The sequence below is a fragment of the Streptomyces sp. 3MP-14 genome, from assembly GCF_006334905.2.
Lineage (GTDB): Bacteria > Actinomycetota > Actinomycetes > Streptomycetales > Streptomycetaceae > Streptomyces > Streptomyces triticirhizae.
The window spans coordinates 127096-150696 of record NZ_VDLZ02000012.1 but is presented as its reverse complement, the minus strand read 5'-3'; the positions used below and the strand labels follow the sequence as shown (position 1 = coordinate 150696).

The following is a 23601-nucleotide window of genomic DNA, read 5'->3' as shown; positions in this document are numbered from 1 at the left end:
CATATGTTACTGGTCGGGCCAAACGCACCGCGCGCCGCCGAGGGGGCACAGGAGAACGTCGCCACCCGGTCCTCCGCCGTCCGTTGGCGCAGCAGCCGCTCCGCCCGTTCGCCCAGCGAGTCGACGGTGAGCGTGCAGGCCAGCAGCACCGCCGTCACGCCCAGCACGACCAGGGTCAGCCGCGCGAGCGTCGGCCGGCTGAGGTCGCCGCGGAAGAGCCAGAGCACGACGGCGCCGCCGGCCAGCGCGTTGACGACGCCGGTGAGCAGCGCCGCGTTGAGGTGGCCGAGCAGCGGCAGCAGGAGAAAGGGGAAGGCGAGGCCGCCGAGCAGCGCCCCCACGTAGTCGGCGGCCGACAGGTCGGCGACCGCCCGCCCGGCGTCCTGCCGTCTGATGCGCTGGATCAGGGTCATCAGCAGCGGCATCTCCGCGCCGATCAGCAGGCCGATGGTGAGCGAGAACGCGATCAGCGCCGGCCGCACCTCGCCCATCCACAGGAAGCACAGGTGCAGCACGGTCGCCGAGCAGCCGCCGACGAGCGCCAACAGGGCTTCGATCAGTGCGAAGTTGACGGAGGCGCGGGCGCGCAGCCGCTTGGCGCCCAGCGAGCCGATGCCCATCGCGAAGACCATCGAGGAGAGCACGAGGGAGGTGAGGGTGACCGTGTCCCCCACCAGGTAGTCGGCGAGGGCGATCAACTCCAGTTCGTAGACGAGTCCACAGGCCGCGCAGACGAAGACCGCGGCCAGCACCAGGGCCCGCCCCACCCCCGGCGACACCGGCAGCGCGGCGGTGGAGGAGGGGCCGCCCGCGCGCTCGGCTTCGGACGTCTCGATCATGAACCGAACGTTACGTCACACCTCGAACTCGCCCTGTCACCCACAGGAGTGGACTTCCCCGTCGTCTCCACGGCGCGCAGCGCGCCCACCACGCGGGTCCTGGTGGCCACCAGCCGGCGCTCCTGTGGATAGGAGTGCCAGGTGCGCCAGTGGACCTGGCCGCCCTGCCGTTGGGCGAGCAGCGCGGTGAACGCGTTGGGGTCGCCGGGGAACAACGCGGCGAGCCCGTGGGGGTGTTCGGCCACCAGCGCCAGCAGCTCCTGGGCGCGGCCGGCGAACGAGCCGGCGCTGAGCGTCTCCACATGCGCGGCGAACTCGTAGTCGTAGTCCCCGAGTCGGCGCGAGACCCCCAGCGGCAGCGGGGAGTTGTCGCCGGCCAGGCAGGCCACCGTCTCGGCGCAGCCGCCCCTGCTGCCGTTGAGCAGTACCTGGTGGGACGCGCCGAGGACGCGCAACTGGACGGAGGTGTCGGCCAGTTCCAGGTCGAGGGTGGCCAGCGCTGGCTGTGGCCCACGCTCCAGCGACCAGGTAAGGTCACCCGCCCGGGTGTCGGTGAAGGTGGTGTTGATGGTCGTCAGCATGGAACCGCCCCCGCATGACCCGCAGTTGAGGGTGGTGTGCCCGACCCTCCCAAGAGCAACGAATCCACCGAACCACGGAACTCCCCACGCCCACAGGCGTTTTACCCAACTCCGGCGGATTTCCCCCGTCGGGGGACAGGGTAGGTCAGGTGTCCACTAATCGACTGCCCGGATAGCGGACACCCGGGGGTGGTCAACGCGCGGAGACCGGAGCGAATCGCCCCCATGTGCCACCGATTGGGCCAACTCTCGGGTCACGGAGCGGCGTTCGTCACATCTCGGCTGCACAACGGTCACGGTGACGCACTTGTTAGGACCTCCATCTATGAGGAGGCTCACGACAACTTCACCCGAAGCCATTCACGCGTGGAAGGCCAGAGATGACGCGATTCGGCAGAACGTCGAGGCTCGTCGCGGCCATGTTGGGAGGGGCTCTCGTCCTCTCCGCATGTAGCGACGACGGCGAAGAGAGCAACGAGGAGTCGAACGCCGGGGGGAGCGGCGGCACTGTCACCTACGCGATGGCCCAGCCCTGGGACAGCTACAACGGCACCACGGCTGGCGCCAACTCGGCGGCCAACGGCCAGGTCATGGAGCAGGTGCTGTCCGGCTTCTGGCGCTTCGGCAACGAGGACGGTCAGCCCATACCGAACGAGGAGTTCGGTACGTTCGAGATGACCTCCGAGGACCCGCTGACCATCGAGTACAGCATCAACGAGAACGCGGTCTGGTCGGACGGCACGCCGATCGACTGCGACGACGTGCTGCTGTGGTGGACCGCGAAGAGCGGCCGGTGGGACAGCATGTTCTCGTCGCCGGGCATCACCGGCATCGAGGACACCGCGATGCCGGAGTGCGCCGACGGCGACAAGGCGTTCACGCTCGTCTACGACCAGCCCTACGCCGACTGGCTGACCGCCGGCCCCGGCCACGGCAACGTGGTGTTCATGCCGGCCCATGTGGTGGCCGAGCAGGCCGGGTTCACCCCGGAGGAGTTCCTGGCCGCCCTCCAGGCCGACGACCCGGCGCCCCTTGAGCCGGCCGCCGAGTTCTTCAACAACGGCTGGCTGATCGACGGCGCGCTGCCGGACGAGTCGATGATCCCCTCCTCCGGCCCGTACCGGATCACCGACTATGTGGCCGACCAGTACGTGACGCTGTCCCGGAACGAGGAGTACTGGGGCGAGCCCGGGACCGCCGAGACCATCATCATCCGGATGGTCGCCGAGCCGGAGCAGGTGCAGGCGCTCCAGAACGGCGACGCGGACATCATCGAGCCGCAGCCCACGGTGGACATGGCCCAGCAGATCGAGGCCGCCAGCGGCATCGAGTCCGTGGTGGGCGAGGAGTACGTCTACGAGCACCTGGACTTCAACTTCAACGACGGCCCGTTCGCCGACTCGCACGCGCTGCGCGAGGCGTTCGCGCTCTGCGTGCCGTACCAGACGCTGGTGGACAACCTGATCGCGCCGGTGGTCCCGGACGCGACCGTCAAGCAGGTCCGCAACGTGGCGCCCTGGGACGAGGGTTACCAGGAGGCCGTGGACGCCTCGGCCGAGTGGATCGAGCAGTACGGCACCACCGACATCGAGCGTTCCCGCCAGATCCTGGAGGAGGAGAACGCGGTCGGCACCGAGGTCGTCCTGGGCACCCTGGACAACCAGCGCCGCAACGACGCGGGTCTGCTGATCCAGAGCTCCTGCAACGAGGCCGGCTTCGAGGTGGACTTCCAGCCCGCCGCCGACTTCTTCGACACCACCGGGGCGCTCTCCGAGAACCGCTTCGACGTCGCGATGTTCGCCTGGTCGGGCTCGCCGGACCGCTCCGGCTGGAACTCCACCTACCGCACGGTGGCCGAGTGCAGCCCGGACGGCAAGGGCAACAACAACGGCTGCTACGGCAACGAGGAGTTGGACGAGCTGCTGGACCAGGTGCTGCGCACCTCGGACCTCGCCGAGGCGGTGGACCTGACCGCCCAGATCGAGGCGCACCTCTGGGAGGACCTGGTCACCATCCCGCTGTACCAGCACCCGGGCATCACCGCCTGGAACAGCCAGGTGGAGAACGTGGTCTCCAACCCGTCCCAGAACGGCATCGTCTGGAACGCCCAGACGTGGAGCAAGAGCTGACGGAGCCGACGGGATGTCACCGCGCGCCGCGCTGACCTCCCGCCGCTCGAACGGCGCCCGCGCGGCGCCGTGTTGAACGGGTGCGGGGCCGGGAACTGAGACTTCCCGGCCCCGCGTCCCGTATTCCGGGAACGCCCGTCACGCCCCCGACCCGCTCCCCGCTTCCTCCTCCCGTGGAACTCACCCCGTAGCACTCCCCCCGTAGCACTCACCTCGTAGAACTCACCCCGTGAACCTCAGGAGTCAGCGCCATGCTCGTCTTCATCGCGCGGCGGCTCTTCGTCTCGATCTGGGTCTTCCTCGCCTCCACGGTCGTGGTCTTCTTCCTGTCGACCCGCATCCGCGACCCGCTGGCCGAGGCCAGACAGTTGCCGGACGGCGCCCGTGAGGCGGCGATGGCCGAGATATCCGAGCGCATGGGCCTGGACGACCCGGTCCTCGTCCGCTACCTCAACTGGCTGACCGACGTCGTCACCGGCGACCTGGGCGTCGACCGGCAGGGCCAGAGCGTCAGCGCCGCCCTGGAGGGCGCGTTCACCGCGACCCTCCAACTGATCACCGGCGCCACCGTGTTGGCCATCGTCATCGGCATCGCCGTCGGCGTGATCTCGGCGCTGCGGCAGTACACGGCGCTGGACCAGACCGTCACGTTCGTCGCCTTCGTCTGTTTCTCGCTGCCGATGTTCTGGGTCGGTACCCTGCTCAAGCAGTTCCTCGCGCTGGACTTCAACGACTGGCTGGCCGATCCGACCATCTCGCCGATCTTCGTCGGCGGCATCTCCCTGATCGTCGGCCTGGCCTGCGGCTCGCTGGTCGTCGGCGACCGGCGCAGCCGGCTGACGGCGTTCGGCTCGGCGACGGCGGCGATGGCGGTGCTGCTGCTGGTGCTCTCCGCCACCGAGTGGTTCGCCGACCCGGGGCTCGGGCCCATCGTCATCGCGCTGTCCGCTCTCGGCGGGGCGCTGGGGTTCACCACCCTGGTCAGCGGCCTGGACTGGCAGCCGCCGCTGAAGGCCGCGCTGATCACCGCCGGCATCGGGGTGGTCGCCGCGCTGGCGCTCGGCCCGGTGCTGGAGGACCCCGAACTGCTGACCGTGGTGGGCCTCGCGCTGCTCACCGTGGCGATCAGCGGCGCCGTCGGCTGGTTCCTCGGCGGCGAGCTGTACCGGAGGGCGGCCGTTCCGGCGTCGATCCTCACCGGCGTCTTCACCGCCGCGGTGATCTTCACCGACCGGATGCTCCAGTCGTTCGCCGACTACAGCGAGTCGGTGAACGGCCGGCCGATCTCCACGATCGGCGCCGAGACCCCCAACTACTCGGGAACGTTCTGGGAGTCGGGCCTGGACTCGGTGGGCCACCTGGCGCTGCCGACGCTGGCCCTGGTCCTCATCTCGCTGGCGAGCTACACGCGTTACACCCGCGCCAGCATGTTGGAGGTCATGAACCAGGACTACGTCCGCACCGGCCGCGCCAAGGGCCTGAGCGAGCGGGCCGTGGTCACCCGGCACGTGCTGCGCAACGGCCTGATCCCCATCACCACGCTGGTCGCCTACGACATCGGCACCATCGTCGGCGGCGCGGTGCTGACCGAGGAGGTCTTCGGCTGGTCGGCGATGGGCTCCCTGCTCTTCCAGGGCATCGAACAGGGCGACCCCATGCCGATCATGGCGTTCTTCCTGGTGGCCGGCGGCGCGATCGTGGTCTTCAACATGATCGCCGACATCGTCTACGCCTTCCTCGACCCTCGCATCCGGTTGTCGTAAAGGAGATCGACCCATGACGCGAAACGCGGAGAGCGGGGCTCCCGAAAAAGAGCTGAACGCGGCCCACGGCATGACCGTGGTCGCCCGTTCCCAGGGGCAGTTGGTGCGCCGCCGGTTCTTCCGGCACCGGGGCGCGCTGGCCGGCATGGTGCTGTTCGGCCTGGTGGTGATCCTCGCGGTCACCAGCATCGGCGCCGGCCCGATACCCGGCTGGTGGGACAAGGACCCCACCACCACCGGCTCGGTCGTCGGCGAGGGCCGGCCCACCCTGTCGGTGCTGCCGGGCTTCCTCGGCGGCGGCGGGGTGCACCTGGGCGAGCACCCGTTCGGCCAGGACAACGTGGGGCGCGACTACTTCGCCCTCACCATGCGCGGCGCCCAGGTGTCGCTGCTGATCGCGGTGATCGTCGGCCTGGTCGCGACGCTGGTCGGGACCGTGGTCGGCGCGCTCGCCGGCTACTTCAGGGGCTGGACCGAGTCGGTGCTGATGCGGATCACCGACGTGGTGATCGCCGTTCCGACGCTGCTGCTGGCGGGCCTGATCGGGGTGATCGTGGCCGGCAAGGGCGTGCTGCTCTTCGCGTTCTTCCTCGGCCTGTGCATGTGGACGCAGATCGCCCGGTTGGTGCGCGGCGAGGTGCTGTCGCTGCGCGAGAAGGAGTATGTGGAGGCGGCCCGTTCGGTGGGCACCTCGGCCCGGCGGATCATCTTCAAGCACATCCTGCCCAACACGGTGGGCATCATCATCGTCTCGGCGACGCTGACCATCGCGACGGCGGTGCTCACCGAGTCGGCGCTGTCCTTCCTCAACCTGGGCGTGCGCCCGCCGGACACCTCGCTGGGGCGGCTGATCACCGACTACCGCACGGCGTTGAGCGTGCGGCCCTGGCTGTTCTACTGGCCCGGCGCGTTCATCATCGCCATCGCCCTGTCGGTGAACTTCATCGGCGACGGGCTGCGCGACGCCTTCGACCCCCGACAGACCCGGGTGCGTGACTGATGTCCCTGACTCCTCCCATCAACACACCGAAGGCCCCCACGCCGCCCGTCGAGGCGGCGGTCACGGAGGCGGCCGAAGAGGTCCACGCCGCCCACACGTTGGCCGACGCCAAACCGCCGTCGGACGAGGAGATCCTCACCGTCGAGAACCTGACGGTCGAGTTCCCCACCGACGACGGCGCCGTGCAGGCGGTGCGCGGCCTGAGCTACACGCTGCGGGCCCGCGAGGTGCTGGGCATCGTCGGCGAGTCGGGCTCCGGCAAGTCCGTCTCCTCGATGGCCATCATGGGCCTGCTGCCCAAGTCGGCCCGGGTGCGCGGCTCGATCCGCTACCGGGGCCAGGAGCTGCTGACGCTGCGGCCCAGGGAGCAACAGGCGCTGCGGGGGCGGAAGATTGCGATGATCTTCCAGGACCCGATGACCTCGCTCAACCCGGTGCGCAGCGTCGGCGACCAGCTGGCCGAGGCGGTGCTGGCGCACCATCTGGTGCCGCGCCGCCAGGCGTTGGCCCGGGCCGCCGAGATGCTGAACCTGGTCGGCATCCCGCAGGCGGAACGGCGGCTGCGCGCGTACCCGCACGAGTTCTCCGGCGGGATGCGGCAGCGGGTGATGATCGCGATGGCCATCATCAACGACCCCGACGTGATCATCGCGGACGAGCCGACCACCGCGCTCGACGTGACGGTTCAGGCGCAGATCCTGGAGAAGCTCCTGGAGGTCAAGGACACGGTCAACGCCGCGATCCTGATGATCACCCACGACCTGGGCGTGATCGCCGGCATGGCGCACCGCACGCTGGTGATGTACGCCGGCAAGCCGGTCGAGATCGCCGCCACCGACGACGTCTTCTACGAGCCCCGGATGCCGTACACGGCCGGGCTGTTGGGCTCGATCCCGGCGCTGGACGGGGAGCGCGACGAGCGGCTGCGGCCGATCGCCGGCAGCCCGCCCTCGCTGATCCGGCTCCCCGCCGGCTGCCCGTTCTCGCCGCGCTGCCCGCTGGCCACCGAGGTCTGCCGCACCGACGAACCCGAACTCGCCGACGTCGGCGAGGGACACCGGGCCGCCTGCCACCACAGCGAGCGACTGGCCGAGGCCGAGGACGCCACGGCGTTCTTCCGCACCCCGGAGGAGGGGCGATGACCGCGACGACCGACCTGGACAAGAGCCGGGAGAGGGGTGGCGGCGAGGAGCTGCTGCGGGTGCGGGACCTGGTGGTCAACTTCCCGGTGCGCGGCGGGGGTCTGGTGCGCCGGACGGTGGGCCAGGTCCAGGCCGTGAGCGGGGTGTCGTTCGCCGTGGACGAGGGCGAGACGCTGGGCGTGGTCGGCGAGTCCGGCTGCGGCAAGTCCACCACGGGCCGGGCCCTGCTCCAGCTGATCAGGCCGACCTCGGGCTCGGTCCGCTTCGACGGGCAGGAGATCACCGGGCTCAAGGCGGGCGAGCTGCGCCCGGTGCAGCGCAAGGCCGGCATGGTCTTCCAGGACCCGTACGCCTCGCTCAACCCGAAGCTGCCGGTGAACGACATCGTCGCCGAGCCGCTGAAGGTGCAGGGGCTGTGGCGGAAGGGCGGCCGGGCCAGGGTCGCCGAGCTGCTGGAGCTGGTCGGGCTCAGCCCGGAGCACGGCAACCGCTACCCGCACGAGTTCTCCGGCGGGCAGCGGCAGCGCATCGGCATCGCGCGGGCGCTGGCGCTCCAGCCGAAGCTGCTGGTGCTGGACGAGCCGGTCTCCGCGCTGGACGTGTCGGTCCAGGCCGGCGTGGTCAACCTGCTGGAGGACCTCCAGGAACGGCTGGGCGTGGCCTATGTGTTCATCGCCCACGACCTGTCGGTGGTGCGGCACATCTCGGACCGGGTGGCGGTGATGTACCTGGGCAAGGTCGTGGAGACCGGCACCAGGGACGAGGTGTACGAGCGCCCCTCGCACCCCTACACCCAGGCGCTGCTGTCGGCCGCGCCGCTGGCCGACCCGAGGCGCGAGCGGCAGCGGCGGCGCACGGTGTTGACGGGCGACGTGCCCAGCCCGCTGGACCCGCCGAGCGGCTGCCGGTTCCGCACCCGCTGCTGGAAGGCGCAGGACATCTGCGCGACGGAGGAGCCGGAGCTGCGCGACCGGGGCTCCGGCCACCCGGTGGCCTGCCACTTCGCGGAGGAGGTCGGGCCGGGCGTGGCCGCCGTGGACGCCCCGGTGCCGGGCGTGACGGCGGGGCCGTCGGCGGCTGCCTCGGAGGAGCCGGCGGCGTCCTCGGATGCGGAGACAGCGGGCTGAACGGCCGGGCGGGCGCCGGCCGTTGGTCGAGACGGCCGGGCGCCCGCCCGTGCGGCCGCTCGCGCGTTGGGTCAGTCCTCGGCGAGCAGCTCGTCGACGCGGCGCACCTTCGCCGTCAGGCCATCGGTGACGCCCCGCCGGATGTCGGCCTTGAGCACCAGGCTGACCCGCCCGGCCCTGGCCTCGACGGCGGCCACCGCGTCCCTGACCACCGCCATCACCTCGTCCCACTCGCCTTCGAGCGAGGTGAACATGGCGTCGGTGCGGTGCGGCAGCCCGCTGGCGCGCACCACCCGCACCGCCTCGGCGACCTCCTCGCCGACGTCCTCACCCGCGGCGATCGGGGTCACCGAGAACGCGACGATCACGCCGGGTCCCCGGGCGTCGCGTCGCCGTTCTCGCCGGCCGCACCGCCCTCGTCGGCGCTCCCGGCGTTCTCCACGTCCTTGGCCAGGCCGAGGCGTTCGACCAGCCACCGGTCGAACTCCATGCCGGCGCGCACCCAGCTGACGATGCTCGCCACGAAGTGGTCGAACGCGACCCCGGCGCCCAGCAGCATGTGCACGTCGCCGACGAGCCGCACGGTGCCGTCGTCGTTGGTGTGGGTGTAGACCTTGGGCCACAGGGTGGTGCGGTTCCACTCGTCGACGCTCTCCAGCAGCCGGGGCTTGTCGTCGATGGAGTGCGGCCTGGCGTAGAAGGTGCGCACCGAGATGACGCGCTGCTTCTCCTCGCCCCGGAACATGAAGTACGTGCGGTACTGCTTCCAGGGCGCCACCAGGTCGCCCTGCTTGTCCTCCACGTACTTCAGCTGCATCCGGTCGAGCAGCTGCTTGATCAGGTCCTGGTTCGGCATGATCGGGCCGGTCGGCTTGGTCGCCCTCTGCTGACCTTGCTGGCCCTGCTGGCCTTGCTGACCTTGCTGCTGGCCCTGGCCGCGCTGCTGCTCGGGCTTCTCGGGCCGCCCCCCGAAGTTCGGGATGGCGGACGGGTCAACGGACACGGGTGGTCCCTTCGTACGGATTAGCGGACTCCCCATCCTCCCCCACCACCGCCCCCGGCGGGCAACCAGCAGGAAGGGGGCATGTCCGCCCAAGGTCCGCGCCCCCGGGGACGCGGGGCGCCACCCGCGCCCCGCGCGCCCCGCGCACTGCCCGCGTCAGGCGGCGTCCGACGCGACGGCGCGACCGTCGTCGGCCCCGGTGGACTCCTCGCCCTCGGCCGGCTCCACCGGCTCCACGGTCAGCTCGCCGTCGAGGGCCGCGTCCACCCGGACCGTCCCGCCGTCCCGCACCTCACCGGAGAGGATCTTCCGCGCCAGCCGGTCGCCGATCGCCGTCTGCACCAGCCGCCGCAGCGGCCGCGCGCCATACGCCGGGTCGTGCCCCTGGAGCGCCAGCCACTCCAGCGCCAGCTCGCTGACGTCCAGGGTGAGCCGCCGGTCCGCCAGCCGCCGTTGCAGCGCGTCCACCTGGAGCCGCGCGATCCGCGTCAACTCGGCGCCGCCCAGCGCCTGGAAGACCACCAGGTCGTCCAGCCGGTTCAGGAACTCCGGCCGGAACGCGGCCCGCACCGCCGCCAGCACCTGCTCGCGCTGCTGCTCCGGCTTGGCGAGCGGGTCCATCAGATGCTGGCTGCCCAGGTTGGAGGTGAGGATCAGCAGCGTGTTGCGGAAGTCGACGGTGCGGCCCTGCCCGTCCGTCAACCGGCCGTCGTCCAGCACCTGGAGCAGCGTGTCGAAGACCTCCGGGTGCGCCTTCTCCACCTCGTCCAGCAGCACCACCGTGTACGGGCGGCGGCGCACCGCCTCGGTCAGCTGGCCGCCCTCCTCGTACCCGACATAGCCGGGCGGCGCGCCCACCAGCCGGGCCACCGAGTGCTTCTCGCCGTACTCGCTCATGTCGACGCGGACCATGGCCCGCTCGTCGTCGAAGAGGAAGTCGGCCAGCGCCTTCGCCAGCTCCGTCTTGCCGACGCCCGTCGGGCCGAGGAAGAGGAACGAACCCGTCGGCCGGTCCGGGTCGGCCACCCCGGCCCGCGCCCGGCGCACCGCGTCGGAGACCGCGCGGACCGCCTCCGTCTGCCCGATCAGCCGGCGGCCCAGCTCCTCCTCCATCCGCAGCAGCTTCTCGCTCTCGCCCTCCAGCAGCCGGCCGGCCGGGATGCCCGTCCAGGCGGAGACGACGTCGGCGATCTCGTCGGGGCCGACCTCCTCCTTGACCATGGTGTCCTTCTTGGCCTCCTCCTCGGCTTCCGAGGCGGCCGCCAACTCCCGCTCCAACGCCGGGATCTCGCCGTAGAGCAGCTTGGAAGCGGCCTCGAAGTCGCCCTCCCGCTGGGCCCGTTCGGCCACGCCCCGGGTCTCGTCCAGCCGTTCCTTCAGCTCGCCGACCCGGTTCAGGCCCTGCTTCTCCTTCTCCCAGCGGGCGGTCAGGCCGCGCAGCTCCTCCTCGCGGTCCGCCAGCTCGGCGCGCAGCCGGGCCAGCCGCTCCCGCGAGCCGACGTCCGACTCGTTGGCCAGCGCCAGCTCCTCCATCCGCAGCCGGTCCACGGCCCGCTGCAACTCGTCGATCTCCACCGGCGAGGAGTCGATCTCCATCCGCAGCCGGGACGCCGCCTCGTCCACCAGGTCGATCGCCTTGTCCGGCAGGAAGCGGGAGGTGATGTACCGGTCGGAGAGGGTGGCGGCGGCCACCAGCGCGCCGTCCGCGATCTGCACCTTGTGGTGCGCCTCGTAGCGGCCCTTGAGCCCGCGCAGGATCGCGATCGAGTCCGCCACGTCGGGCTCGGCGACCAGCACCTGCTGGAAGCGGCGCTCCAGCGCGGCGTCCTTCTCGATCCGCTCCCGGTACTCGTCCAGCGTCGTCGCGCCGACCATCCGCAGCTCGCCCCTGGCCAGCATCGGCTTGAGCATGTTCCCCGCGTCCATCGCGGAGTCGGCGCCGGCGCCCGCGCCGACCACGGTGTGCAGCTCGTCGATGAACGTGATGATCTGCCCGTCGCTCGACCTGATCTCGCCGAGCACGGACTTCAGCCGCTCCTCGAACTCGCCCCGGTACTTGGCGCCCGCCACCATGGCGCCCAGGTCGAGCGAGACCAGCCGCTTGTCCCGCAGCGACTCCGGCACGTCGCCCTTGATGATCCGCTGCGCCAGGCCCTCCACCACGGCGGTCTTGCCGACGCCCGGCTCGCCGATCAGCACCGGGTTGTTCTTGGTGCGGCGGGAGAGCACCTGCACCACGCGGCGGATCTCGTGGTCCCGCCCGATCACCGGGTCGAGCCGGCCCTCCCGCGCCGCCTCGGTGAGGTCGGTGCCGAACTTCTCCAGCGCCTTGTACGTCCCCTCGGGGTCGGCCGAGGTGACCCGCCGCTCGCCGCGCGCCTTCTGGAACGCCTCCTCCAGGCGGCGGTCGCTCGCGCCCTGCTCGCCGAGCAGCGCGCCGGCCTGCCCGCCCCTGGCGGCCAGCCCGATCAGCAGGTGCTCGGTGGAGACGAAGGTGTCCCCCAGCCGCCCGGCCCGCTGCTGGGCGTCGGCGAGCACGGCGAGCAGCTCCCGGTTGGGCTGCGGCCGGGCGACGGAGGCGCCCTGCACCCGGGGCAGCTGCCCGAGCAGCCGCTCGGCCCCGGCCCGCAGCGCGGCCTGGTCGGCCTCGACGGCGGCGAGCAGATCCTGGACGTTCTCGTTGTCCCGCCCGGTGAGCAGCGCCAACAGCAGATGCTCGGGGGTGATGTCCGGGTGCCCGTCGGTGAGCGCGCGCTGACTCGCCACGCTGATGGCGTCCCGACTCCTGTTCGTCAACTCGGCGTTCACTTCGCGGTACTCCTCCGATCCCCACGGCCTGCCAGATGCTGCGTGCGATAAGTTGAGTCTAGTCCACTCAAGGGGCTACGCGCCAAACGTCCCCGGTCAACGGGCCACACACATCCCCATTCGTTCAGGTGAACGACAGGCATCCCGCGACGGCGGCGCCCGTCCGCCGACGAGACTGGCCACCGAGAACTCGGAGGTGCACCATGACGGCTATGGCGCATGAGCAACCCATGCCGATCGAGGACGACTCCCTCCTGGAGGGCTTTCTGGCGCTTGAGACGCCCGAGGGCTTCCACGCCGAACTTGTCGAAGGGGAGATCGTCGTGACCCCGCCCCCGGTCGGTGCCCACGAGGCGAACTTCAGCAGGCTCGTTCGCCAGGTGTTGCGGCACTCGGCGACCGAGATGGACGTCGCCGGAAACAAGGGCCTCGCGCTGCCCGGTGACGGCCGGCGGCTGCGCAACCACGTCATCCCCGACGCCACCTTCGCGCCCTGTGACCTCGCCCTGTTCGACGACGCACCGTCCTGGATGGCCCCGGACGGGGTCGCCCTCGTCGCCGAGATCACCGGTTCCCGGCCCGAGCTGGACCGGGGGGCCAAGCGGCGCGGCTACGCCCTCGGGGGCATTCCCCTCTACCTGCTGATCGACCGCGAGGAGCAGACCGTCACCCTGCACAGCGAGCCCGCCCGCCGGGACTACGAGGCCGTCTTCTCCTTCACCTACGGCAAGCCGGTCCCCCTGCCACCCCCGTTCGCCTTCGACCTCGACACCAGCCACCTGCTCTGACAGGGCTCATGCCTCGGCGGCGTCGTCCCCGCGAAGACCCGGCGGAACGCCTCGCCTGCGGGACCCCCGCGTCCTCGCCTCGGACGCGGCGGGCACGGTAGTGCGCCAGCGCGTGCCTCAGCCCGCATCCGCCGGTCCGCCGCCGGAGGCACCCGCATCGGCCGGCTCGCCGCCGGAGGCACCCGCCGCGTCGAAGAGGGGGCGGGCCGCCTCGGGGAAGGGGCGGCCGACGACCTGACCCTCGCCGCTGCCCACGGACATCACCGCGACCACCGTCCCCGCCTCGGCCGCCGGGTCGTAGTCCTGGAGCCAGGGCCCGCCGCTGGAGCCGGCGGTCAGGTCGCAGCCGTCCAGCAGCAGCCCGCCGAGGTTGACCGGCTCCGCCTCGTTCTCGTCCAGCACATTGGTCTCGCCCGCGCAGTACCGCAGCGACTCGCCGTCGTACGGGTCGGCCGCCGGGTAGCCCAGCACCGCGACCTCGCCGCTCTCCCGCACCGGCTCGAACGCCAACTCGTTGGCGCCCGACGCCTGTTGGACGGTGACGCCGTCCTTCGGCTCCAGCGTCAGAAACGCGTAGTCGTGCGGCAGGATCGCGCCGGTCTCCCCGAACGGGTCCCAGCCCTCGGGCAGATGGAACGAGGCCACCCGCCAGCCGTTCTCGCGGTAGCTGTCCCGCCCGTGGTCGTAGGCGGGAACGAAGTAGACGTCGCCCGGCGCCTTCGGGCTCTCCCGCGCGCTGACGCAGTGCGCCGCCGTGGCCACCACGCTGCCGTTGGGCGCGTCCACCACCGCGCCCGAGCAGAGGCCGAGGCGGCCGTCCCCCGTCTCCCAGATGATCTTGCCCACGGTGCTCACCGTGCCCTGCGCCCAGGGATCGGCCGCCACCGCCGGGGGCGCCGTGACAAACAGCGCCGCCACGACGGCGGCGATGGCTATGGGCAGGCGCGCTACGTTCATACCGACACCCTGGAATCACCCCGAGGTGAAGTCCAGCCACCGTCCGCCGAACGAGTGGGTGATCCTCCCTCAGCTCGGGGCGCGCCGCGTTGACACCACGGCAACCCGGCCGCTGCCCGCCCGGCGGCATCGCGCCGGCCCGCCCGGCCGCTTCGCCGGGCCCGGCCGTGGGTAACAGCATGTTCATGGCACCGACGACGGCATCCCGCCCGCAACTCCCGCCCCGGAGGCCAGCGTTGTCCCGCTCCCGGCCGCTCCGCTCGCCGCTCGTCCGGCGGGCGGGCCAGGCGGCGGTCGCCCTCGCGCTGTCCCTGCCGCTGCTCGCCGTCGGCGCCACCGCCCCGCCGGCGGCCGCCGGCACCGACCGGGACGCGCTCCAGCGCGCGTTCGACGAGGCGGCCGACGAGTACGGCGTGCCGGAGAGCGTGCTGCTCGGCGTGGCCTACCTCCAGTCCCGCTGGGACGGCCACGCCGGCGCGGCCAGCGTCTCCGGCGGCTACGGCCCCATGCACCTGACCGATGTCGCGATCGCGCTGGCCGAGGACGCCTCGGCCGCCGGCCACCACGGGGCCGGCCACCACGGCGTCGGGGCCGAGGACCCGCGCGGCGACGCGGCCCGCCCGCTGGCGCCGGCCGGCGCGGCCACCCGCGCCGGCGACCCGGGCCACGCCACGGAGGCGAGCCACGCCGCCGAGGCGCGGGCGGCCGTCGAACGGTCCACGCTGCCGCTGGCCGCCGAGCTGACCGGCCTGCCGGCCGAGGAGCTGCGCACCGAGGCGGCGGCCAACGTGCGCGGCGGCGCCGCGCTGCTGGCGCACGCGCAGCGGGAGTTGGGCGCGCCGCCGAGCGCGGACCCGGCCGACTGGTACGGCGCCGTCGCCGCCTACCCGGGCGCCGACACCGCGCCGGCGGCCCGGGCGTTCGCCGACGAGGTGTACCGGGTGATCGCCGAGGGCCAGCGGCGCACCACCGCCGAGGGCCAGCGCGTCGAGCTGCCGGCCGCCGAGGTCACGCCCGATACCGCCACCGCCGAGGCCCTCGGCCTGCCCGACGCCGAGCGCGACCCGGCCGTCGAGTGCCCGCGCCGGATCTCCTGCACCTGGCTGCCCGCGCCCTACGAGGAGTTGGGCGACGGCGACTACGGCAACCACGACCTCGCCGACCGGCCCGCTTCCCAGGCGATCGAGTCCATCGTCATCCACGACACCGAGGCCACCTGGGAGACCACCCTCGACCTGGTCCAGGACCCGACCTATGTCTCCTGGCACTACAGCCTCCGCTCCGCCGACGGCCATGTCGCGCAGCATGTGGCAACGAAGGACGTCGGCTGGCACGCCGGCAACTGGTACGTCAACGCCACCTCGATCGGCCTGGAGCACGAGGGCTTCCTGACCGACCCGGACGCCTGGTACACCGAGGCGATGTACCGGAGTTCGGCCCGTCTGGTGCGCTATCTGGCCGAGCGGTACGACATCCCGCTGGACCGGCACCACATCCTCGGGCACGACAACGTGCAGGGCCCGACCGAGGAGTCCGTCGCGGGGATGCACACCGACCCCGGTCCCTACTGGGACTGGTCCCACTACTTCGAGCTGCTGGGCGCCCCCTTCGACGAAAGGCGCGCCGGCGCGGACGCCACGGACGCCGGCGCGGACGCGGACGGCGCCGGCGCGGACGCGGACGGCGCCGGCGCGGCGGGCGGCCCGCGCGCCGGGGTGGTGACCATCGCGCCGGACTACGAGGAGCACACCCCCGAGTTCACCGACTGTGCCGGCGCGGGCAGCGCGTGCGCCCCGCACGGCTCGTCGGCCGTGCGCCTGCACACCGCGCCGGACCACGAGGCGCCGCTGGTCAGCGACTTCGGCACGCACCCGGACGACGGCCGGTCGACGATCGGCGTCAACGACGTGGGCGCCCGCGCCACCGCCGGCCAGCAGTTCGCGGTCGCCGGCCGGCAGGGCGACTGGACCGCGATCTGGTACCTCGGGCAGCGGGCCTGGTTCCACAACCCGGCCGAGGCGCCCACCGCGCACCCGGCGCGCGGCTGGGTCGCGACCGGCCGCCCGGGCGCCGAGTCCATCCCGGTCTACGGCCGCGCCTACCCGGAGGCCGGCGCCTATCCGGCGGGCGTGCCGGTCCAGCCGGTGGTGCCGCTGGAGTACGAGATTCCGGCGGACCAGGAGTACGTGGTCGGGCTGCGCACCGACAGCACGTACTACTGGGCCACCACCTTCGATCCGGCGGGCCATCAGGTGATCAGCGGCGAGGAGTACTACCAGGTGCAACTCGGCCACCGGGTCGCCTATGTGCGGGCCGACGACGTGACGGTGCGCCGCCGCTGACGCCGCCACGACGGCCGCCTCCCGTGGCCCAACGCCTAGGATGGCGCCCCATGGTGCCCCGACGCGCGCCCGCCGGCGCGCTGCCGCTGTGCGCGGCGCTCGCCGCCCTGCTGTGCGCCGTCGTCATCGCGGTCGTGGTGGCCGGCGGCAACGACCCGCTGGGCGTGGACCGCGCGGCGCACGACTGGGCGCTGCGCGAGCGCACCCCCGGCGGGGAGGACGTGCTCACCGTGATCACCGACTCCGGCACCCGGGTGCCGGCCGTCGTGTTGGCGATGACGGCCGGCGCGCTGGTGGCGCGGAACGTCTGGTGGCTGGGCGCCGTGACCGGCGGCGCAGCGCTGCTGGTGGCCCAACTGCTGCGCTACGGCCTGGTGTTGGCGATCGACCGGCCCAGGCCGCCGGAGTCGCACTGGGCGATGCACGTCAACAACCCGGCGCTGCCCTCGGGGCACGCCACCACCTCGGCGCTGGTCGCGATCGGCCTGGCGGTCGCGCTGTGGCCGCACTGCCGGCGCCCGCTGACCCGGGCGCTGGCGGTGGGGGTGCCCGCGCTGTGGGCGGTGGCGGTCGGCTTCAGCCGGGTCTATCTCGGCGTGCACTGGCCCACCGACGTGCTCGCCGGCTGGCTGCTGGCCACCGCGCTGAGCTGCGCGTTCCTCCCCCTGATCGGCCGCTACCTGCGCCGCGCCGCCACCGGCTGACCACAGCGCGAACGCCCGTCCGCGCCCCCGTGCGTGGGGCGCGAACGGGCGTCGCATTCGTTCTGTCGCATTCGTTCTGTCGCGTTCGTTCTGTCGCGTTCGTTCTGTCGCGTTCGTTCTGTCGTGCCGTGCGGCCGGCCCGGCCGGGGCTCAGCGGCGGCGGCGGTCGGGCCGCCAGACGACCAGCGCCGACGACTGGCTCACGTCCTGGTAGGGCACCAGGTCCCTGCGGTAGGAGGCGTGCACCTGCGCCTCCCGCTGCCGCATCGCGACCGCCGCGCCCTCCACCGCCTGCTGAAGCTCGACCACCCGCGCCTGGAGCGCGGCGACCTGGTTCTCCAGCTCGATGATCCGCTTGATCCCGGCGAGGTTGATCCCCTCGTCCTGGGAGAGCCGCTGCACCTGGCGGAGCAGCTGGATGTCGCGCGCCGAGTAGCGGCGGCCGCGCCCGGCGGCCCGGTCGGGGGAGACCAGGCCGAGCCGGTCGTACTGCCGCAGCGTCTGCGGGTGGAGCCCGGAGAGCTGCGCGGCCACGGAGATGACGTAGACCGGCGTGTCGTCGGTGAGTTCGTAGGGGTTACTGCTCTGTCCGTGCCGGCCGTCCATCTCGTTACTCTCCCTTCGCGGCCTCGAACAGCCCTGCCCTGGGGTCCTCGCCCTCGGCCGCGGCGCGGTACTCCGTCAGGGCCTTGCGCGCCTTCTCGCCCATGTCGCGTGGCACGGCGATCTCGATCGTGACCAGCAGATCGCCCCGGGTGCCGTCCTTGCGGACCGCGCCCTTCCCCCTGGCGCGCATGGTGCGACCGCCCGGGGTGCCGGGCGGGAGCTTCAGCGTGACCGGGGGGCCACCGAGCGTCGGCACCTTGATCTCACCACCGAGCGCCGCCTCTGGGAAGGTCACCGGCACCGTGATGGTGAGATTGTCGCCGCGCCGCCCGAAGACCGGGTGGTCGTCGACGTGCACCACCACATAGAGGTCGCCGTGCGGGCCGCCCCGCTCCCCCGGCGCGCCCTTGCCGCGCAGCCTGATCCGTTGCCCGTCGTCCACGCCGGCCGGGATGCGGACCTGCATGGTGCGCGAGCTGGTCGCCCGGCCGCTGCCCCGGCACGCGGTGCACGGGTCCTGGGCGATCAGGCCCCGGCCCCGGCAGTCCACGCAGGGGTCGGTCAACGAGAAGCCGCCGCCCCCGCCCCGGCTGACCTGGCCGGTGCCGACGCAGGTCGGGCACACCCGGGGGGTGCCGTTCTTGTCGCCGGTGCCGGAGCAGGTCTTGCAGGCCGCGCTCGACGACATCCGCAGCGGGACCGTCGCCCCGGAGACCGCCTCGGTGAAGCTGAGCGTCACCTCGGACTCGATGTCCTGGCCACGGCGCGGCTGGGTGCGCGTCCCAGGGCCGCCCCGGTTGAACAGCCCGCCGAAGACGTCGCCGAGCCCGCCGCCGAAGCCGCCGGCCGCGCCGCCGGGACCGGCTGGGCCGCCGGGCTGTTGCCCGGGGCCGCCGCCGAAGAGGTCGCCCAGGTCGAAGTTGAACTGGCCGGCGCCGCCGGGACCGGCGCGGAAGCCGCCGTTCCCGAAGAGCGCGCGCGCCTCGTCGTACTCCTTGCGGCGCTTGGCGTCGCCGAGCACGTCATAGGCCTCGGAGACGCTCTTGAACCGCTCCTCGGCCGCCGTGTCGCCCTCGTTGGCGTCGGGGTGGTTCTCCCGGGCCAGCTTGCGGTACGCCTTCTTGATCTCCGCCTCGGTCGCGTCCCGGGGGACGCCGAGAACCTTGTAGTAGTCCTTCTCGATGAAGTCCTTGGTGCTCATCCCCGGCGTCCCTCCTTCCGTTCAGCGATCCGCCGGTCACCGGCGCCGGTGGTCCGCGCCACCGCGTCAGCCCTCGTCCGGGCCGCCGCCGTTGTCCTGCTCCGACGCGCCCTCCTCCGGCTCGGCCGGCTTCCCCGGCTGCGGCTCGGCGACGCCGACCCTGGCGGGGCGGATGGTGCGGTCGCCGATGCGATACCCCGGCTGGAGGATCTGCACGCACGTGGTCTCGGTGACATCGGGCGAGTAGCTGTGCATCAGGGCCTCGTGCACGGTCGGGTCGAAGGGCTCGCCCTCCTTGCCGAACTGCGCCAGGCCCATCTTGGCCGCCACCGTCTCCAGCGACTCGGCGACCTGCTTGAACCCGCCGACCAGCTCGCCGTGGTCCCGCGCGCGGCCGATGTCGTCCAGCACCGGCAACAGCTCCGTCAGGAGGTTGGCGACGGCCATCTCCTTGACCGCGATCCGGTCCCGCTCCACCCTGCGGCGGTAGTTCTGGAACTCGGCCTGGAGCCGCTGGAGGTCCTGGGTGCGCTCCTGCAACGCGGTGCGCGTCTGGTCCAGTTGGGCGGTGAGCGCCACCTCGGCCGCCTGCGCGGCCTGGGCGGCGGCCTCCTCGGCCTCGGCCGCGCCCTCGGCGGTGGCGTCGCCGCCGCCCGCCTCGGACGCCGGCTTCGGCTCGGCCACGGCTTCGGGGTCCGCCGCTTCGGCGTCCGGGACCTCGGGCTCCTTGTCGAAGCCCTGGGGGTCCTGACTCACGCGGCATCACCCTTCGGCTTCTCGTCGTCGATGATCTCCGCGTCCACCACGTCGTCGTCACCCTGCGCCGCGCCGGGCTGGCCGGCGGACTCGGTGCCCTGCGCGGTGCCGGCGGCCTGGGCGTCGGCGTACATGGCCTGGCCCAGCTTCTGGCTGGTGGCGGCGACCTTCTCGGAGGCCTCGCGGATCGCGGCGGTGTCCTCGCCCTTGAGCTTCTCCTTCAGGTCGGCGACGGCCGTCTCGACCTCGGTCTTGACGTCGCCGGGGACCTTGTCGGCGTTCTCCTTGAGGAAGTTCTCCGTGGTGTAGACGAGCTGCTCGGCCTGGTTGCGCGTCTCGGCGGCCTCGCGGCGCTGCGCGTCCTCGTCCGCGTACTGCTCGGCGTCGCGCATCATGCGCTCGATGTCGTCCTTCGGCAGCGCGGAGCCGCCGGTGACGGTCATCCGCTGCTCCTTGCCGGTGCCGAGGTCCTTGGCGGAGACGTGCATGATGCCGTTGGCGTCGATGTCGAAGGTGACCTCGACCTGCGGGACGCCGCGCGGCGCCGGCGGCAGGCCGGTCAGCTCGAACATGCCCAGCTTCTTGTTGTACGCCGCGATCTCGCGCTCGCCCTGGTAGACCTGGATCTGCACCGACGGCTGGTTGTCCTCGGCCGTGGTGAAGATCTCCGAACGCTTGGTCGGGATCGTGGTGTTGCGCTCGATCAGCTTGGTCATGATGCCGCCCTTGGTCTCGATGCCGAGGGACAGCGGGGTGACGTCGAGCAGCAGGACGTCCTTGACCTCGCCCTTGAGCACGCCGGCCTGGAGGCTGGCGCCGATGGCGACGACCTCGTCCGGGTTGACGCCCTTGTTGGCCTCCTTGCCGCCGGTCAGCTCGCGCACCAGGTCGGCCACGGCGGGCATCCGGGTGGAGCCGCCGACGAGGACCACGTGGTCGATCTCGGACAGCTGGATGCCGGCGTCCTTGATCACGTTGTGGAACGGAACCTTGCAGCGCTCCAGCAGGTCGGCCGTCAGCTGCTGGAACTGCGCCCGGGTGAGCTTCTCGTCCATGTGCAGCGGGCCCTCGGCCGAGGCCGTGATGTAGGGCAGGTTGATCGTGGTCTCGGTGGACGAGGACAGCTCGATCTTGGCCTTCTCCGCGGACTCGCGGAGCCGCTGGAGGGCCATCTTGTCCTTGGAGAGGTCCACGCCGTGGGCGTTGGCGAACTGCTTGACCAGGTGGTCGACGATGCGCTGGTCCCAGTCGTCGCCGCCGAGGTGGTTGTCGCCGTTGGTGGCCTTGACCTCCACCACGCCGTCGCCGATCTCCAGCAGCGAGACGTCGAAGGTGCCGCCGCCGAGGTCGAAGACCAGGATGGTCTGGTCGTCCTTCTCCAGGCCGTAGGCGAGCGCGGCGGCCGTCGGCTCGTTGACGATGCGCAGCACGTTGAGGCCGGCGATCTCGCCCGCCTCCTTGGTGGCCTGCCGCTCGTGGTCGTTGAAGTAGGCGGGAACGGTGATCACCGCGTCGGTGACCTTCTCGCCCAGGTAGGACTCCGCGTCGCGCTTCAGCTTCTGGAGGATGAAGGCGCTGATCTGCTGCGGGTTGAAGTCCTTGCCGTCCAGACCGATCTTCCAGTCGGTGCCCATGTGGCGCTTGACCGAGCGGATCGTCCGGTCCACGTTGGTGACGGCCTGGCGCTTGGCGACCTCGCCCACCAGCACCTCGCCGTTCTTCGCGAAGGCCACAACGGACGGCGTGGTCCTGGCGCCCTCGGCGTTGGTGATGACGGTGGGCTCACCGCCTTCGAGAACACTGACGACGGAGTTCGTCGTGCCCAGGTCGATGCCGACCGCACGTGCCATTTCGGATTCCTCCAGCTGGTAGCTTGAGTGGGGCTGACTCAAGACTGCCGCAGCAAGCGCCCCTCGTCAAATGACCTGAGCGCACTCGACTCAACCTTGTTGCGGCCCGGCTCCCCCGCCGGGTCTCACGAGGAGGAACGCACGGGAGCCCGGTCCCGTTCCTGGCGGGTGTCCCGTTCCTGGCGGGCCTCCGGCTCCGGGCGGAGCGCCAGCAGCGCCACATCGTCCTCGACCGCCCGCGCGAACGACGTCATGTCCTTCCAGACGAACTCGACCAGCCGCCCCGGCTCGGGGCGCGGGTCCGTCGAGCAGCGCCGGGCCAGCCGCCGCACCAGCGGATAGAACCCGCCCGACTCGTCCCGCGCCTCCGTCACCCCGTCCGTGTAGCCCAGCAGCACGTCGCCCTCCGCCAGCCGCACCGTCAGCGGACGCGGCTCCACCGGCGCCAGCCCGAGACCCAGCGGCGGCGCCGGGTCGGCCACCAGCTCCCGCACCCGCCCGTCCCGCACCAGCAGCACCGGCGGGTGCCCGCAGGACGCCAGGCGCACCGAGGCCATGTCCGGCGGGAACTCCAACAGCACGGCGGTGGCGAACAGTTCCGACGGCGCGGCCCCTTCGGGCCTGGCCTCGATCCGCAGCCGCCGGTCCAGCCGCAGCGCGACGCCCGACAGCTCCGGCTCGTCCAGCAGCGCCTCCCGGAACGTGCCCAGCAGCGCCGCCACCGTGCCCACCGCCGCGAGGCCGTGCCCCTGCACGTCGGCGACCAGCGCCCGCACCCCGAACGGCCCCTCCCGCACGTCGTAGAGGTCGCCGCCCACCAGCGCCGCCACCTGCGCCGCCCGGTACAACCCGGCGCAGCGCACCGGGCCGACCCGGTCGGCCACCGGCGGCATCACCGCGTGCTGCGCCGCCTCGGCCACCGTGCCGACCCGCACCAGCTCCCTGGTGTAGCGCTCCCGCACCAGCGCGACCAGCACGCTGAACGCGGCGATCGCCGCCACCGCCGCCACGTCCGCGTCCTCGATGTGCGGCGGCCTGGTCATCGGCAGGACCAGCAGCGTCAACACCGCGCCGCCCAGCGTCGCCGTCCGCCACGGCCCGTAGATCAGCCCGGTCAACGGCGGCAGCGCCGCGAACGCGAAGCCCAGCTGCACCCAGCCGGGCACCAGCACCTGCATCACCGCCAGCAGCGCCAGCACCGTCCAGGGCACCAGCCAGAACTGACGCGGCACCACCTGGCCGTGCGGCGTCGGAACGCTCACCGCGCCTCGGCGACCCGCAGCCGGGCCGCCTCCTCCCTGATCGCGGGCAGCTGGGCGTAGAGCGCGTCGCCCGGGCAGTCGGTCTGCACGATGTCGCGGTGCCCGGAGACCACGTCCAGCTCCGCCGGGTCGCCCTCGGGCACCATGCTGTCGTCGTTGGTCGACACCATCCGCACCCGGTCCCTGGGGTCGGAGCCGGGGCGCAGCTTCCACGCGGCGACCTCGGCGATGGCCCGGATCAGCTCGCCCGGCACGGCCGCCGGGTCGGTGAACGCGCCCAGCGCGGCGATCCCGACGCTGTCCATGTTGAACCCGGTGGTGTGCGCGCCCAGCACATAGCGGTCGACGCCGCCGCCTCTGCCCTCGTAGACGGTGCCGCACTTGTCGACCACGAAGTTGTAGCCGAGGTCGTCCCAGCCCTGGCCGCTGACGTGGTCGTTGTGCATGGAGCGCAGCATCTCGGGCGCGTCGGCGCAGTCGTAGTCGTCGGGGTGGTTGGTGTGGTGCACGAAGACCGCCCGCGCCGGGCCCGTGTAGGTGACCGGCTCGGTGCGCAGCTCCTCGTCGGCGCCCCACGCGTCGCGGCCGACGACGTGCGGCGCCGACGTGGGCCGTTCGACGGCGGGCAGCGGGCGTTCCGGCTCGGCGGCCCCCTCGGGCGCGGTCAGTGGCGGGGCGTCCCAGGTCACCACGAGGACGATGGGCAGGACCGCTGCCCAGACGGCGAACCGGTGCACGGTCAT

19 protein-coding genes and 1 pseudogene are annotated in these 23601 nt (G+C 72.3%); 8 read left to right on the top strand and 12 right to left on the bottom strand.

Features of this window, described 5'->3' with window-relative positions; translation table 11 throughout:
* Positions 1-95: 95 nt before the first annotated feature.
* Together FH609_RS20490 and FH609_RS20485 are read right to left on the bottom strand one after the other, a co-directional pair.
* Positions 96-839 (bottom strand): annotated as a pseudogene (locus FH609_RS20490) (spermidine synthase); the annotation flags it as partial.
* Positions 836-1420, bottom strand: a complete 585-nt coding sequence (locus tag FH609_RS20485) for a DUF2617 family protein (RefSeq protein ID WP_139672347.1) — start codon at positions 1418-1420, stop codon at positions 836-838. The pseudogene FH609_RS20490 and the gene FH609_RS20485, both read right to left, overlap by 4 nt.
* A 419-nt stretch (positions 1421-1839) precedes the next feature.
* Between FH609_RS20485 and FH609_RS20480 the strand changes: the two genes are divergently transcribed.
* From FH609_RS20480 to FH609_RS20460, 5 genes are all read left to right on the top strand, one after another.
* Positions 1840-3549, top strand: a complete 1710-nt coding sequence (locus FH609_RS20480; protein ID WP_226961839.1) for an ABC transporter family substrate-binding protein — start codon at positions 1840-1842, stop codon at positions 3547-3549.
* Positions 3550-3800: 251 nt separating this feature from the next.
* Positions 3801-5312: an ABC transporter permease gene (locus FH609_RS20475; protein WP_139672353.1), complete on the top strand. Its 1512-nt coding sequence runs from the start codon at positions 3801-3803 to the stop codon at positions 5310-5312.
* Between the two features lie 13 nt (positions 5313-5325).
* Positions 5326-6312: an ABC transporter permease gene (locus tag FH609_RS20470; protein ID WP_139672356.1), complete on the top strand. Its 987-nt coding sequence runs from the start codon at positions 5326-5328 to the stop codon at positions 6310-6312.
* Positions 6312-7454 carry an ABC transporter ATP-binding protein gene (locus FH609_RS20465; protein ID WP_139672359.1) on the top strand — a complete coding sequence of 381 codons (1143 nt, stop codon included), beginning with the start codon at positions 6312-6314 and terminating at the stop codon, positions 7452-7454. Before FH609_RS20470 ends, FH609_RS20465 begins: the two co-directional genes overlap by 1 nt.
* The gene (locus FH609_RS20460) at positions 7451-8581 is read left to right on the top strand and encodes an ABC transporter ATP-binding protein (protein WP_139672362.1); all 1131 of its coding nucleotides are present in this window, start codon (positions 7451-7453) and stop codon (positions 8579-8581) included. Before FH609_RS20465 ends, FH609_RS20460 begins: the two co-directional genes overlap by 4 nt.
* Before the next feature lie 71 nt (positions 8582-8652).
* Here FH609_RS20460 and FH609_RS20455 read toward each other — a convergent pair whose 3' ends face one another.
* From FH609_RS20455 to clpB, 3 genes are all read right to left on the bottom strand, one after another.
* Positions 8653-8949 (bottom strand): MTH1187 family thiamine-binding protein, encoded by a 297-nt coding sequence (locus tag FH609_RS20455; protein ID WP_139672365.1) that lies wholly within the window; start codon positions 8947-8949, stop codon positions 8653-8655.
* Positions 8946-9584 carry a YbjN domain-containing protein gene (locus tag FH609_RS20450; protein WP_139672368.1) on the bottom strand — a complete coding sequence of 213 codons (639 nt, stop codon included), beginning with the start codon at positions 9582-9584 and terminating at the stop codon, positions 8946-8948. Before FH609_RS20450 ends, FH609_RS20455 begins: the two co-directional genes overlap by 4 nt.
* Before the next feature lie 156 nt (positions 9585-9740).
* Positions 9741-12392, bottom strand: a complete 2652-nt coding sequence (clpB, locus tag FH609_RS20445; RefSeq protein ID WP_139672371.1) for an ATP-dependent chaperone ClpB — start codon at positions 12390-12392, stop codon at positions 9741-9743.
* Positions 12393-12595: 203 nt separating this feature from the next.
* Here clpB and FH609_RS20440 point away from each other — a divergent pair, with 203 nt between their 5' ends.
* Positions 12596-13180 carry a Uma2 family endonuclease gene (locus tag FH609_RS20440; RefSeq protein ID WP_193318056.1) on the top strand — a complete coding sequence of 195 codons (585 nt, stop codon included), beginning with the start codon at positions 12596-12598 and terminating at the stop codon, positions 13178-13180.
* A 117-nt stretch (positions 13181-13297) separates the two neighbouring features.
* On the opposite strand, the gene FH609_RS20435 is transcribed toward FH609_RS20440, so the two are convergent.
* Complete coding sequence (locus tag FH609_RS20435) at positions 13298-14137, bottom strand: trypsin-like serine peptidase (RefSeq protein WP_139672377.1); 840 nt, start codon at positions 14135-14137, stop codon at positions 13298-13300.
* A gap of 236 nt (positions 14138-14373) precedes the next feature.
* Between FH609_RS20435 and FH609_RS20430 the strand changes: the two genes are divergently transcribed.
* Positions 14374-16479 carry an N-acetylmuramoyl-L-alanine amidase gene (locus tag FH609_RS20430; RefSeq protein ID WP_226961838.1) on the top strand — a complete coding sequence of 702 codons (2106 nt, stop codon included), beginning with the start codon at positions 14374-14376 and terminating at the stop codon, positions 16477-16479.
* A gap of 50 nt (positions 16480-16529) precedes the next feature.
* Positions 16530-17183 carry a phosphatase PAP2 family protein gene (locus tag FH609_RS20425; protein WP_139672382.1) on the top strand — a complete coding sequence of 218 codons (654 nt, stop codon included), beginning with the start codon at positions 16530-16532 and terminating at the stop codon, positions 17181-17183.
* Positions 17184-17333: 150 nt separating this feature from the next.
* On the opposite strand, the gene FH609_RS20420 is transcribed toward FH609_RS20425, so the two are convergent.
* From FH609_RS20420 to FH609_RS20395, 6 genes are all read right to left on the bottom strand, one after another.
* Entirely contained in the window at positions 17334-17789 is a 456-nt protein-coding gene (locus FH609_RS20420) for a heat shock protein transcriptional repressor HspR (RefSeq protein ID WP_139672385.1), read from the bottom strand.
* A gap of 4 nt (positions 17790-17793) precedes the next feature.
* Positions 17794-18990 (bottom strand): molecular chaperone DnaJ, encoded by a 1197-nt coding sequence (gene dnaJ / locus FH609_RS20415; protein WP_139672388.1) that lies wholly within the window; start codon positions 18988-18990, stop codon positions 17794-17796.
* Between the two features lie 66 nt (positions 18991-19056).
* Complete coding sequence (gene grpE / locus FH609_RS20410; protein WP_139672390.1) at positions 19057-19746, bottom strand: nucleotide exchange factor GrpE; 690 nt, start codon at positions 19744-19746, stop codon at positions 19057-19059.
* Positions 19743-21596 carry a molecular chaperone DnaK gene (dnaK, locus tag FH609_RS20405; protein ID WP_139672393.1) on the bottom strand — a complete coding sequence of 618 codons (1854 nt, stop codon included), beginning with the start codon at positions 21594-21596 and terminating at the stop codon, positions 19743-19745. The genes grpE and dnaK overlap by 4 nt, the downstream gene beginning before the upstream one ends.
* A gap of 125 nt (positions 21597-21721) precedes the next feature.
* The gene (locus FH609_RS20400; RefSeq protein ID WP_226961837.1) at positions 21722-22858 is read right to left on the bottom strand and encodes a PP2C family protein-serine/threonine phosphatase; all 1137 of its coding nucleotides are present in this window, start codon (positions 22856-22858) and stop codon (positions 21722-21724) included.
* A complete protein-coding gene (locus FH609_RS20395) occupies positions 22855-23601 on the bottom strand; it encodes a peptidoglycan recognition protein (protein ID WP_139672396.1) in 747 nt (248 codons plus the stop codon). The genes FH609_RS20400 and FH609_RS20395 overlap by 4 nt, the downstream gene beginning before the upstream one ends.

Coding starts and splice junctions, on each gene's coding strand:
- FH609_RS20435 (WP_139672377.1), bottom strand. CDS start 14,137: ATGAACGTAGCGCGCCTGCCCATAGCCATCGCCGCCGTCGTGGCGGCG.
- FH609_RS20485 (WP_139672347.1), bottom strand. CDS start 1,420: ATGCTGACGACCATCAACACCACCTTCACCGACACCCGGGCGGGTGAC.
- FH609_RS20465 (WP_139672359.1), top strand. CDS start 6,312: ATGTCCCTGACTCCTCCCATCAACACACCGAAGGCCCCCACGCCGCCC.
- FH609_RS20480 (WP_226961839.1), top strand. CDS start 1,840: ATGTTGGGAGGGGCTCTCGTCCTCTCCGCATGTAGCGACGACGGCGAA.
- FH609_RS20460 (WP_139672362.1), top strand. CDS start 7,451: ATGACCGCGACGACCGACCTGGACAAGAGCCGGGAGAGGGGTGGCGGC.
- FH609_RS20440 (WP_193318056.1), top strand. CDS start 12,596: ATGACGGCTATGGCGCATGAGCAACCCATGCCGATCGAGGACGACTCC.
- FH609_RS20395 (WP_139672396.1), bottom strand. CDS start 23,601: ATGACCGTGCACCGGTTCGCCGTCTGGGCAGCGGTCCTGCCCATCGTC.
- dnaK (WP_139672393.1), bottom strand. CDS start 21,596: ATGGCACGTGCGGTCGGCATCGACCTGGGCACGACGAACTCCGTCGTC.
- FH609_RS20470 (WP_139672356.1), top strand. CDS start 5,326: ATGACGCGAAACGCGGAGAGCGGGGCTCCCGAAAAAGAGCTGAACGCG.
- FH609_RS20425 (WP_139672382.1), top strand. CDS start 16,530: ATGGTGCCCCGACGCGCGCCCGCCGGCGCGCTGCCGCTGTGCGCGGCG.
- FH609_RS20420 (WP_139672385.1), bottom strand. CDS start 17,789: ATGGACGGCCGGCACGGACAGAGCAGTAACCCCTACGAACTCACCGAC.
- dnaJ (WP_139672388.1), bottom strand. CDS start 18,990: ATGAGCACCAAGGACTTCATCGAGAAGGACTACTACAAGGTTCTCGGC.
- FH609_RS20475 (WP_139672353.1), top strand. CDS start 3,801: ATGCTCGTCTTCATCGCGCGGCGGCTCTTCGTCTCGATCTGGGTCTTC.